13 protein-coding genes are annotated in these 11,790 nt (G+C 62.5%); 5 read left to right on the top strand and 8 right to left on the bottom strand.

The window, feature by feature from the left end:
* Position 1: 1 nt before the first annotated feature.
* Positions 2 to 1,450 (bottom strand): ATP-binding protein, encoded by a 1,449-nt coding sequence (locus ABFB52_RS11425; RefSeq protein WP_129973931.1) that lies wholly within the window; start codon positions 1,448 to 1,450, stop codon positions 2 to 4.
* 318 nt (positions 1,451 to 1,768) lie between these two features.
* On the opposite strand from ABFB52_RS11425, the gene ABFB52_RS11420 reads away from it, so the two are divergent.
* The 4 genes from ABFB52_RS11420 (at position 1,769) to ABFB52_RS11405 (ending at position 7,398) form a co-directional block, all read left to right on the top strand.
* Positions 1,769 to 3,115: a hypothetical protein gene (locus tag ABFB52_RS11420; protein WP_129973932.1), complete on the top strand. Its 1,347-nt coding sequence runs from the start codon at positions 1,769 to 1,771 to the stop codon at positions 3,113 to 3,115.
* Between the two features lie 35 nt (positions 3,116 to 3,150).
* Positions 3,151 to 5,385, top strand: coding sequence for an Ig-like domain-containing protein (locus ABFB52_RS11415; RefSeq protein WP_129973933.1), 2,235 nt, complete (start codon positions 3,151 to 3,153; stop codon positions 5,383 to 5,385).
* Between the two features lie 70 nt (positions 5,386 to 5,455).
* Positions 5,456 to 5,920 (top strand): curlin, encoded by a 465-nt coding sequence (locus ABFB52_RS11410; protein WP_007956150.1) that lies wholly within the window; start codon positions 5,456 to 5,458, stop codon positions 5,918 to 5,920.
* A gap of 26 nt (positions 5,921 to 5,946) precedes the next feature.
* On the top strand, positions 5,947 to 7,398 hold the full coding sequence (locus tag ABFB52_RS11405) for a curlin (RefSeq protein WP_129973934.1): 1,452 nt from the start codon (positions 5,947 to 5,949) through the stop codon (positions 7,396 to 7,398).
* 176 nt (positions 7,399 to 7,574) lie between these two features.
* Here ABFB52_RS11405 and ABFB52_RS11400 read toward each other — a convergent pair whose 3' ends face one another.
* Together ABFB52_RS11400 and ABFB52_RS11395 are read right to left on the bottom strand one after the other, a co-directional pair.
* On the bottom strand, positions 7,575 to 7,802 hold the full coding sequence (locus ABFB52_RS11400) for an antitoxin (RefSeq protein WP_102688527.1): 228 nt from the start codon (positions 7,800 to 7,802) through the stop codon (positions 7,575 to 7,577).
* A 72-nt stretch (positions 7,803 to 7,874) separates the two neighbouring features.
* Entirely contained in the window at positions 7,875 to 8,255 is a 381-nt protein-coding gene (locus tag ABFB52_RS11395) for a DUF6124 family protein (RefSeq protein WP_085748462.1), read from the bottom strand.
* 372 nt (positions 8,256 to 8,627) lie between these two features.
* On the opposite strand from ABFB52_RS11395, the gene ABFB52_RS11390 reads away from it, so the two are divergent.
* Entirely contained in the window at positions 8,628 to 8,897 is a 270-nt protein-coding gene (locus ABFB52_RS11390; RefSeq protein WP_346836127.1) for a hypothetical protein, read from the top strand.
* Positions 8,898 to 9,191: 294 nt separating this feature from the next.
* Here the strand turns inward: ABFB52_RS11390 and ABFB52_RS11385 are convergent, their stop codons facing one another.
* From ABFB52_RS11385 to ABFB52_RS11365, 5 genes are read right to left on the bottom strand one after another with little or no spacing between them, the layout of a single operon-like run.
* On the bottom strand, positions 9,192 to 10,052 hold the full coding sequence (locus tag ABFB52_RS11385; RefSeq protein WP_064378912.1) for a CsgG/HfaB family protein: 861 nt from the start codon (positions 10,050 to 10,052) through the stop codon (positions 9,192 to 9,194).
* A gap of 29 nt (positions 10,053 to 10,081) precedes the next feature.
* Positions 10,082 to 10,513: a curli assembly protein CsgF gene (locus ABFB52_RS11380; protein WP_007956141.1), complete on the bottom strand. Its 432-nt coding sequence runs from the start codon at positions 10,511 to 10,513 to the stop codon at positions 10,082 to 10,084.
* Positions 10,510 to 10,902 carry a curli production assembly/transport protein CsgE gene (gene csgE, locus ABFB52_RS11375; protein WP_085748464.1) on the bottom strand — a complete coding sequence of 131 codons (393 nt, stop codon included), beginning with the start codon at positions 10,900 to 10,902 and terminating at the stop codon, positions 10,510 to 10,512. The genes ABFB52_RS11380 and csgE overlap by 4 nt, the downstream gene beginning before the upstream one ends.
* On the bottom strand, positions 10,899 to 11,438 hold the full coding sequence (locus tag ABFB52_RS11370; RefSeq protein WP_108560853.1) for a type II secretion system protein: 540 nt from the start codon (positions 11,436 to 11,438) through the stop codon (positions 10,899 to 10,901). The genes csgE and ABFB52_RS11370 overlap by 4 nt, the downstream gene beginning before the upstream one ends.
* Positions 11,413 to 11,787 carry a type II secretion system protein gene (locus ABFB52_RS11365; protein WP_011333435.1) on the bottom strand — a complete coding sequence of 125 codons (375 nt, stop codon included), beginning with the start codon at positions 11,785 to 11,787 and terminating at the stop codon, positions 11,413 to 11,415. Before ABFB52_RS11365 ends, ABFB52_RS11370 begins: the two co-directional genes overlap by 26 nt.
* Positions 11,788 to 11,790 lie beyond the last annotated feature (3 nt).

Raw genomic sequence — 11,790 nt, 5'->3', positions numbered from 1 at the left:
TTTACTGAATGAGCTGAAACGCCAGACGAACGGTGGTGCCCTCGCCTTCACGGCTGTCCAGGCTCACACCGCCACCAAAGCGCTCCATGATCCGTTTGACCAGCACCAGCCCCACGCCGAGGCCGCCCTGCTTGGTGGTGAAGAACGGCCGGAACGCCATGCTGCGCTGTTCCTCGTTCATGCCTTTGCCGGTGTCGCTGAGTACAACGCTTACGCCACGGCTGTCGCTCGGTTCGAGGGTGATGGTCAGTGTGCCGCCCTTGTCCATCGCTTCCAGCGCATTGGCCAGCAGGCTGTTGAGGATTTGTGTGAGCTGCACCGGCTGGCTCAGCACCATCGGCGTCTGCTGAGGTTGAAACACCACCTGCACGCCGGCCCTGGCGATCTGCTGCTCGAACGCCATCAGGCTGTCGTGCAGCGCCGCCACCAGGTTCACCGGTTCCGGGTCGTCATTGAGCGGTCGCAACGATTGCAGCAGTTCGCGCACCCACTTCGACATGCGGTCGACCTGGCCGATGATGTCCTTGATGTTCTTCTGCGCCGGCCCCGCATCGAACTCCAGCGCCAGTTCGGCGCTGGAACGAATGGTCGCCAGCGGGTTGCGCAGACTGTGGGCCACCGCCGAGGACATCTCGCCCAAGGCGACAAAGGTTTCGTTGGCGATCAGTTGTTTTTGCTGGGCCGCCAGCAGGATCGCCGCCCGCCGCACGATCCAGTACAACCCCAGGTAAATCAGCCCGCCGCCCAGCGCGGTGGCCAGCCAGATCAGCGCCAGACCGCGCTCCATGCGGGCGATCAGGTCCTTGGGCTCCTTATAGATCTCGACCATCGCCGTGACGTTCTTGCCCTCGGCGTCGAACAGTGGAATGTAGTTTTCAATGAAGATGTATTCCGGCGGCACCACGAACTTCTGTTCTTCACGGCCCTTGTCTACGTTGTGGTAACTCGCCGACACCGGGATCTTTTCATCGAAGGCCCGGTCGAGGTCTTCGTCGGCATGAATGCGGGTGTTGACCAGCGCCGGGTTGGTCGACCAGATCACGGTACGGTCCGGCGCATAAATGTTGGCGAGGATCACATCCGGCAAATGCTCGATGTGATCAAGAAACTCACCTCTGGCGCTGGCCCGGGCTTGCGGGTCGACATCGGGAAAATCGTTGTCCTGACGAGGGTCGAGCAACTCCCCCATGGTGCGGATATTGGGAATCGAAACGTGGCGCACTTCCGCCGACGCGATGGCCTGAATGAACTGCGCAGTGAGCAAGGCATCGCGCTGCACGCTTTCTTCGATCACGAACCGTGTCGACACCGCCCCGAGCGCCACGGCCACGGTGCCGATCACCGCCATGCTGATCAATGAAAACCAGCGCAACAGGTTGAACGGCTGCTTGCGCGAGTTCAGCCGCTGGCTGCCCTCCTCGACCGGTAGCGATTGTGACTGCATGTTCATGGCGGCGACTTCCCGATACGTCCCTATAGGGTTATAGCCCACGGTTGGGTGTTTGCCCGGATGCGGGGGGTGAACGGCCCCACGTTCGGCCGATTTCCCGGTCAGGCGAAAACCGCCAGGCGTTCATGCCCCCACAATCCCCAATGCTGGGGACAGTCGCCCTATCCGGACGTGCGTCCTTTTCCCCCACGACAAGCCGCGAACCCTTGCGCCACGGGCGTTTGCCGCCGTTTGGCCCGTCGTTGGTATGGAAGTTGTAAAGCCCTCTGCAACTGACCCATCCCCAAGGGGCAGGTACTTTGATAGAGGGATTAACTCATGCACCCTTTACTGTCCAAAACCGCGACCGTCCTGGTCGTGAGCGCCTTGGCCCAGGGCATTGCCCAGGCCGCTCTGTTCGCCGTCGACCCGGGTCCCTACACGCCGGCCAATGGCGGTTTCGCCAGCTGGTATCAGGACACCCACGGCCGCACCCTGGATCTGTGCCTGTCCAAAGCACTCAGCTCACGCGTGCCGAGCACACCCGGCGCCCCGTCGTACATGTGCTCGCTGCTGCCGACCCCCGGCGTGTTCGATGACGCGCAACCGCTCGTATTCCCCACCAACTTCCCCGATGAAGCCTTCTGGTTCACCGGAGAAACCACCGTCGTCGATGCAGCACGCGGCATCGACCTGACTTACGTCAGCGCCATCGAAGCCGCGTTCGGCGGCGGCGACCCCGCAGAGGGCGACCAGATCAGCTTCGCCCGAATCCGCATCCGGGTCGATGTGCCCACTGCCGGCACCTACGTCATCACCCACCCCTACGGCGTCGATGTATTCACCGTCGATACCCCCGGCCGGCGCGCGATCAACATGACCCGCGACATCGGCATCGGCACCCCGCAAACCTACGACGGCGCGCTCAAGGGTGACATCGGTCCGTTCCTGCGCAGCGTCAACGGGCCGTACACCGAGACCAATCCGTTGACCGGCGCGGCCGAACAGTTTGTTGGCGATCCGAACCTCAACGAAGCGGTCACCGGCAGCCCGTTCAACACCAACTACGTACGCATCGAAGGCCCGGGCGGCATCGACCTGCGCAGCACGACTTTCGCCGTGTCCGGCAAGTTGTCGACAGTAGTGCGGCCAACGCCTCTGATCACCGAGCGCAGCACCTACTCGCGCAAGCCCGGCGAAAGCGCACCAGTGGCCCAACAAGACGTGTTCGTCAAAGCCCCGCCCGCGCCGGGCACCGCCGCCATCACCAGCAGCACGCCCGTGGTGAACATGACAGAAGCCGACAGTACCGGCAGCTGGTACGCGCAATCAGCGGTCAACCCGACTTTGCCCTCCGTGCTGCAGGTGACCGCCGACAACCACCTGGCGATCGCCACCAGTTCGCCGACCACCCTGCCCATGAACCTGACCGACCTGGTGGTGATCCAGCGCGCCGAGTACAGCCTCACTTCCGGGCAATTGACCGTGGTGGCCTCGACCAGTGACGAAACCTCGCCACCGGTGCTCACCGCCACCTCTGGCACCGGCGCCACCATCGGTGCGCTGGGCGGTGATGGCGCGGTGAAAACCCTGGCCACCGGGATCACGCCGATTCCACCGGCCAAGGTTCGGGTGACGTCGTCCAACGGCGGCAGCGATACCGAAGAAGTGGTCATCGTGCAATGAACGCTCACATGCCCAGATCCGCATCAGGAGGCATCATGAACAAGTGGCCACGCTTCGCGCTCAACGCGCTCGGGCTGACAATCTCGCTGACCGGCAGTGCGTTCGCGCAACTGGCCGCCGTCGATCCCGGCCCCTACACCTTCGCCACCGGGAAATTCCCGATGTGGTACCAGGACAACAATCAACTGTCGATGGAGCTCTGCCAGTCCCGCGCCGCCAGTTCCCGGGTGCCGGTCAGCACTCCACCCGCATACATGTGCACCCTGCTGCCGGAACCGGGCGTCTTCGATGACAGCCTGCCGATGGTGTTCCCCGACAACTGGCCGCCGGAAGCGTTCTGGTTCCTGGCTGAAACCGCCATCCCGAACAACGGCGCCGGTTTCGGCGTGGATGCCTACGTGGCGGGGATCGAAGCGGCGTTCGCCTCGGGGAATCCGGTGGATGGCGATCAGCAAAGCTTTGCGCGGATCCGCATTCGGGTGAACGTCCCGGTGGCCGGCACCTACACCATCACCCACCCGTACGGCGTTGAAACCGTCAACGTCACCACCCCTGGCCGGCGGGCGATCAACATCACCAAAGACATCGGCATCGGTGCGCCGGGCAACTTCAGTGGCGCGCTCAACGGTGCCATCGGCCCGTTCCTGCGCAGCATCAACGGCCCGTATACCGAAGTGAACCCGGACACCGGCGGCATCGAAACCTTCGTCGGCGACCCGAACCTCACCGAAGCGGTGACCGGCAGCCCGTTCAACACCAACTTCCTGCGGATCGACGGTCCGTCGGGTGTTGGCTCGATTCAGACCAACCTGTTCACCGTCGCCGGCAAGGTCCTCGACAATCGTCAGCAAACCCACGTCGCCGTCGACCGCGCCACCTATCGCCGGACTTCGGCGGGTGTGCGCGCCGAAGTGTTCGCCAAGGCTGACAGCAGCTCGACCCTGTGCTTCCGCGAAACCGTGGCGTTGCTGCCCGGCCCACCACCGACGCCGTGCCAGACCAGTCTGCTGGGCGACAACAACGGGCTGTTCTTCGGCCAGCGTCTGGGCACCGGCACCCTGCCGTCGGTGGTGGTCGTGACCGCGACCAACCCGGCCGGCACCACCCGTCCGACCGCCGTCTCGGCCAAGCTCACCGACGTGGTGAAAATCCAGACCGCCCGCTACAGCTGGGCCAACCACAGCCTGCTGATCGAAGCCACCTCGACCGATGAAGTCGCGGTGCCGGACATGGTTGCCCAAGGTTACGGACGCCTTTCGAAAACCGGCACGCTGCAAAAAATCACCGTCGCCGACCTGACTCAGCCTCCAGCCACCGTCACGGTCAAATCCGCCGCCGGCGGCAGCGACACCGAGCCAGTTGTTGTGGTCGGTGCAGCACCGGACACCGGTGAGAACCAGGCGCCACTGTCCGTCGCCGACACCGGCAGCACCAGCTTCGGCGTGCCGATCACCCTCAGCCTGTTGACCAACGACAGCGACCCGGACAACAACGTGCCGCTGACCATTACCGCGCTGACTCAACCGGCCGCCGGCCAGGGCACCGTCGCGCTGAGCGGCACCACCTCGGTGGTCTACACCCCGCCAGCCGTGGTCAACACTCCGCTGACCACCACCTTCACCTACAAGGCCCAGGACAACAAAGGCCTGGCCTCGGTGAACCCGGCCACGGTAACGATAAGCGTCGCGCCGAACCGGCCACCGACCGCCGTCGCCGACAGCGTCGCCACGCTGGGTGTCGCGATCCCGATCAACGTCCTGGCCAACGACACAGATCCGGAGGGCAATGTGCCGCTGGGCGTCGCCAGCCTGACCCAACCGCCGGCAGGACGCGGCACGGTCAGCACCGACGGCACGGTGATCACCTACACCCCACCGGCCACCGTGACCACGGCCTTCACCACGACCTTCACCTACATCGCCCGGGACAGCTTCGGCGCCCAGTCGACGCCGGCGACCGTCACGGTGCAAGTGTCGCCACGGCCAGCGGCGGAAACCTTCACGATCACCACCTCGACCGTGCAGGCCCGTTCCGGCGGCCGCTTCAACTGGGACTTCGCCGGCACCTCGTCGGTGACCACCGGCAACACCATCACCGTGCAGGTCACCACCCCGACCGGGCTGGTAACGCTGGGCACCACCACGGTACCGGTGACCGGACGCTGGCGGCTGACGCTGAACAACACGCTGGTCGTGCCATCAGCCAACCCGACCGCCACGATCCGCTCGTCCCAGGGCACCGTGCGGACGGTGTCGGTGACCACGCTCTGAGCCAGTGCCCCGCCTGCTTTCGGGCAGGCGGGGCAACGCTCAACGGTTAACGCCCGAGAGGATATTTGCCATGAACACGCCGACCGCCGCCCTGCTTTGCCTGCTCGCCCTGTGCGTCAGTGCGGGCGTGCGCGCCGACGACCTGATGGAAAACGACGACCTGGCGCCCAACAGCGCCGATCTCGGCGAACTGCCACCTCCCGTGGGCCAGCAAGCCCTGATCGACCAGAACGGCCAGGTCAACCTCGCCCTGCTCTCGCAGAACGGTCAGTCGCTGCTGGGCAAGATCGTGCAGTCGGGCAGCAATCAGGAGGCGTACATCCTGCAACAAGGCAGCGACCTGATGGCCTTGATCACGCAAAACGGCTCCGGCAACGCCGCGTCCATCACGCAAACCGGCAGCCACAACCGTGCGCAGATTTCGCAAAACGGCAACAACAACGACGCCAGCATCGAGCAGGCCGGCACGGGGCTGCAAAGCGCCGTGACCCAGTCGGGCAACGGCATGAGCGTTTCGGTCAAGCAATATCGCTAAGCACTGCAATCATCGGAGAGTTCATCATGTTCAAACTGACGCCCCTCACCGCCGCCATCCTGGTCATGATCAGTGCCCAGGCCATGGCCGACGACAGCCTTTCCACCCAGAGCCAGTTCGGTACGGCCAACATCGCTGATGTGAAGCAGACCCAGGCCCCGTTCAGCACCGCGACCCAGACCCAACTGGGCCAGGGCAACAACGCCGCCGCCGTGCAGGACACCGCCACCAGCGTCATCACCCAGGACGCGGTCGGCGACTACAACGCCGGTTACGCCGAGCAGCTTTTCGAAGACAACAGCACCATCACCCAACAACAGACCGGTGCCTTCAACACCGCCCACGCCAGCCAGTCTCTCGGCTTCGGCGCCGGCAACCAGGCCCTGCAACAACAGCAAGGCACCGGCAATTTCTCGTTCGTCTATCAGGACTCGCAGAACGGCAGCGAAGGCAAGACCTTCCAGTTCGGCGACAGCAACGAAGCCAACATCGAGCAACTGTACGAAGGCACCGGCAACAGCTCGGTGATCACCCAGTACGGCACCGCCAACTACGGCACCGCCGAACAAGTGCTGCACAACGGCGGCCAGATCGGCATCAACCAGGCCGGCGAAAACAACTACGCCTACGGCGACCAGCGCAACGGCACCGGCGGCAACATCACCATCAACCAGTTCGGCAACCTCAACGGCACCGAAATCTGGCAAGACTCGCAACTGGCAAGCCAAGCCACCGTCAACCAGTACGGCGACAGCAACGAAACCGTGGTCGACCAGAGCTTCGGCGAAAACAACACCGCCGCCGTCACCCAGGTCGGCAACACCAACGCCATCTATGCCGACCAGTTCGAATCGGTCAACTCGACCCTGGCGCTGTATCAAGTCGGCAACGGCAACGTGCACTTCACCTACCAGAACGGCGACAGCCACACCCTCAACGCCACCTCGGTGGGCAACGACAACAAGGTCTACGCCAGCAACTGGAAAGGCCCGCAACATGGCGGCCAGTTCGGCAGCAACCAGCGCGCCACGGTCAATCAGACCGGCAACGGCAACATCGCCAGCTTCACCCAGGACGGCATCGGCCAGATCATGACCACCAATCAGACCGGCACTGGCAACAAGACGACGGTCAGCCAGGCGGATTCCTACAACGAGCTGTACTTCGACCAGAACGGCAGCGACAACATCCTCATCGCCGACCAACGCGGCACCACCAACCTGGTTCAGGGCTCATCGAACGGCTCCGGCAACAGTGCCGAGTTCGATCAATCCGGCACCGGCAACCAGGCCTACACCGCGCAGCTGTATGGCAGCGACAACATGATCACCGTGAAACAGGCTGACACCATGAACGTGGCGTATGTGACCCAGGGCGGCACGGGGAACATTGCCAACGTGGATCAGAGCGGGATGACGCAGACCGCGAATATTCAGCAGTTCGGGTCGGCTAACCAGGCGACGGTTTTGCAGCAGTAAGTGTTGGGTGTTGGAAAACCGCGATCTTGAGGTCGCGGTTTTTTTTGCGCTGATGATTGGGTATTGATCGTTCCCACGCTCTGCGTGGGAATGCCTCAAGGGACGCTCCGCGTTCCAACTCGCGAATTTGACGCGGAGCGTCAGGGGCTGCATTCCCGCGCAGAGCGTGGGAACGATCAATTTGGTGCTGCGGTGCAGTCCTTGTTCGACGCCTCAAGTGTCTGGTACCTGCATTGAACCTCTTCCATCAATACCTGTATTTCAGCCATCACTTGCTCATGCGGAATACTTGGACGCGGGTCGTCGATTGACGCTTGGACTTCGGCACGGAACCACCGGTCGTAGCTGGCGGCCTGCTCTTCGCTTTCGAAGTCTGAAACGATGGTGGAGATCAGGGGATCCATGGTGACTCCAGTTTGAATGTGAAAAACGCGACCCGTTGCTGGGCCGCGTTTTTTTATTGGGCATGTGCTGGATCAGCCCTTCAGCTCGACGTGATCCAAGGCCTGATTTACGGCCAGTTCACCCAGCATGAGGATCTGGGCGATACCTAGGGCGGTCTTGCGGTGGGCGGGGTCGAGGGTGGCGGCGAAGTTGTTGAGCATTTCGCTGGCAGAGCCCAGGGATTCACTGGCGTTGGCGAGCAGGGATTCGGTGTTGTAGGCCGGGTTGGCGAGGTACATCGGGGCGGGTTCGTTGACGCTGCCCATGATGTGGGCGCCGGGGCAGAGGTAATGATCGAGGGCGCGTTCGGCGGCTTCGTGGAGTTTTTTCGAGTTGACGGAGGTGTATGGGGAGGTTGGGTCGGTTTCGGGGTTGGCTTGGGTTTCGGGTGGGTTGGGTGTTGGTTTGAACATGGTGAATCTCCGATCCTGAAATGAAGCTGGCCCATTCGGTTTCCGAACGAAGGGGTGGCAGCTGTACGCAGGCTGGAAACCCGGGGAACGGAGAACCCGGTTGACCCGAAGGTCTCCCGCGCACAGCCGCCATAACGGAGTGCACACTTTTCAAGGTGCGCAAGCATACGTTATGAAAAGCGCTTGTGCGCTCGGTTCTAGTCGGGGTTTCCAATCCCGATCGCTGAATTGGCAGCGACCGAAACAGGCTAGAGCCCGCGCTTCCGACGGACAACCTGAAAACCTTGTGGGAAGGATCGCTGAAACAGACACAACTTTTAAACATTCGAGAATGGAACGCGGAGCGTCCCGGGCTGCATTCCCACGCGGAGCGTGGGAACGATCAAAGCAAAAGCAATCCGCTTTCTGCTTTCTGCTTTCTGCTTTCTGCTTTCTGCTTTCTGCTTTCTGCTTTCCGCTTTCCGCTTTCCGCTTTCCGCTTTCCGCTTTCCGCTTTCCGCTTTCCGCTTTCCGCTTTCCGCTTTCCGCTTTCCGCTTTCCGCTTTCCGCTTTCCGCTTTCCGCTTTCCGCTTCTCACCACTCAACACAATGAGCGTTAGCTCGAGTACCGCTCTTGACCTGCCGGCCCCTTCGGAAGGCTGAGTGGAGGGATTCATCCGGGGGTGGGAGCGCAGCGACCGTGCGGCGAAGCCGCATGCATCGAGAGGAGGTGCAGCGAAGCAAACCGGAGGCGATGCCCCCGGATGAATCCCGGAGCGAAGGAACCCCGAGCCCCAGCGAGGGGCCGAACGCCGGGGCCCAGACCTTTTGGTTCCTTTTGGGGCGTTTGCCAAAAGGGACTCGCCGTAAGGGCGAAACCATAAGAAGCCGTTACCGCAGCAACGGATATGTACCCAAAACAACCAAAGAACCTGGTCGGCCCGAAGGCCGCCACGTTCACTCCGCATCCGGATCAATCTTGTTCTGAGTCAGGTACCGATTCAAAACATCATCCTGCGAAGGCGTAGAAGCATCCCCCGCCACCTGCCACAACCGCCGCTCAATCCCCTGCGCCACCATATGCCCCACCGCCGCCTCAATCGCCGACAACACACACAACTGCGCCGGCTCATTGGTCGTATACCCGACCTCAGCCTCAAGCAACTTCTTGAACTCGATAAACTTGAAAATCCCCGCACTGCGCGCCACCGAATAAATCGTCTTGCTGGTCATCACATTCGCCAACACCTGCCCGCTGCGAACATCCACCGCGCGCAAGTTGACGGTGACCTGATCCACCCGATACTCACGGGACAGATCAATCCCCAGATACCGCGCCCCTTCCCCACCGCTGCGCACGTTGGTGTCATAAGCGATGATCCCGCCCTCAAGCATCATGTTCGCCGCCTGCAACGGTGGCAGCTCGCCCTGAATGTTCACCGGCGTATTCGGCTTCTTCTGCGAAGCGCGAATGATCTTGCGTTCCGTCAGCAGGTTCTGCAGCCCTTCCCGTTCGAGCACCACAAACCAGCCGCTGGCCTGCATCGCGTCCATCAACATCGACGCCGCGCCCTGGGTGACGCTGGTGGAAAAGGAGCTGGCCGGGGTCGGTTTGTACTGCCCCGTCTGGTCACGGAAGCCGTACACCACCGCCATCAGCCGGCCCTTGGGTCGCGGCATTTTCAGCAAGTCGTAGTAGGTCGAGGCCCTGGGGGTCAGGGTCGGGGTATCGGTGTCCTGCTCGGCCGGCATCGGCTCGCGCAGACTGCACCCTTGTAATGCTGCCAACATCAGCCCTAGCGCAATTATTTTTTTCATGTCCATCACTCCCCGGAACCGTCATCCCGTCATGGGTTGAGGCCGTTCACCTGAATTTCGGAAACTTCGCCGCTCGCTCGGTCGGTCACCTCGATCGTGAGAGCCCCCGAGTCATCAACGACGTTGACGATAAAAGCGTCGGTGGACAGGCTCCCCGTGTTGCCGGTGGAGATGTTGTCCAGCAGTTGCCCCAGCAACCGTGACTGCAATTGACTGGTGAACCGTTCAAGTGCCGAAGTGCCGGCCACCGTCGAGCGTTTCTTGAGGTCCGGATCGTCGTGGTCGTTTTGCGCCTGGGCGTTGTTGAGCAGCCAGGTGCCGTTGAGCGGGTTGCCGCCGAACGACGGGTTGACCGGCGTGTAGACCAGTTCGGTGGCCTGGACGGCAGCGGCGCTGGCAAGCCCGATCAACAACCCCGAGATCCAGAATCCGCTGCGCCGTGAGAACGTTGTCGTGTTCATAGTTCGTCCTTCTCAAGGTCGGTGGTGTCCTGCAACAAGGCTTCCAGCTTGCGCCGGACGACCTCCAGTCGAACCGAGTCGGCGGCCTCGTAGGCCTCGTCCTTCAGTTCCACGGTGTTCGGCGGCAGGAAGCGCCGATACACCAGGCGTTGTTGATACTCGACGGTCACAAGGCTCCCCCAGCGCGCGTCGGGGCGCTCGCGCACCACCAGGTTGAAATCCATGCGGCTGGTGTCGCGCAGGCGCTCGCTGAACGAGTAGTAAAAGTCGTGGCCGATGTGCGAGATCGTGTCGTCGACGATGAAGCCCATCATTTCGTCTTCCTCGCCGGCGCTGGCGAAAGACGCCACAGCCGTGAGGATCAACGCGCACCACCATTTCCGGCTCATGGCTGCAACGCCTGCGGCAGCGCTGACTGGCCTTTTGCAGGGCCGTTGGTGCCATCAAGAAAGGCTTTCTCGGCCACGAACTGCCAGTCCGAATAACGCTGCATGCCTTCGAAATCCGACCACTGCGACGGGAAGTCCGCCTGCTTCAACGGCACCTCGGTGGAGGCACTGTTGATGCCGGTGATGCGTCCGTCGAAACCCCGTTGCAGTGCCCATTCGCCACCGCCGATCGGGTCCGGATAGAGCTGACGCAGGTGGTGGCGGGCTTCCGGAAAACGTTCGTCCTGCAGCAGGTCGACCAGCTCTTTCGGGTATTGCGCCAGCCCTGGCGAGCTGCGGTAGTAGCTGCGCAGCGCCTGGGCGTACTGGGTGCCAACCCACAGCAGTTGCTTCTCGCGATCGCGACGCGACACGGTCGACCACAACTCGCCGGCACTGGCCAGGCCCATGCCCATGATCACGATCAGGAACAGCACGCCCAGGTAGGTGAACCCACCCTGCTCCGCGTGCTTACCACTCGGAATACTGGCTGCCATCACGCGCCCTCCCGGTAGCTCCGCTCTTGATGTCGGCGACGCCGCCCGCCACACCGTCCGGTGGAGCGATCAGCACCCATTGGTCATTGCGTTCGGTGATCGGGTCCAGCGGCGCGTTGCGCAGGTAACGCATCTCCACCAGTTGCTCGATGGAATCGGGATAGCGCCCGGTGTCGCCGTAGTAGTGATCCAGCGCCTCGCGCATGGCCGACAGGCTCTGGTGCAACGTGGTCTCTTTCGAGGCCTCGAGGCTGTTGAAGTAGCGCGGCAAGGCGATGGTCATCAGGGTCGCGATGATCGCCATCACCACCATCAGCTCGAGCAAGGTAAACCCCTTTTCCCGGCGCATGAG

The organism is Pseudomonas sp. 9.2(2024), assembly GCF_039695385.1.
Lineage (GTDB): Bacteria > Pseudomonadota > Gammaproteobacteria > Pseudomonadales > Pseudomonadaceae > Aquipseudomonas > Aquipseudomonas paraglycinae.
Note: the sequence above shows the minus strand (reverse complement) of the source record. Positions and strands in the feature narration are given on the sequence as shown.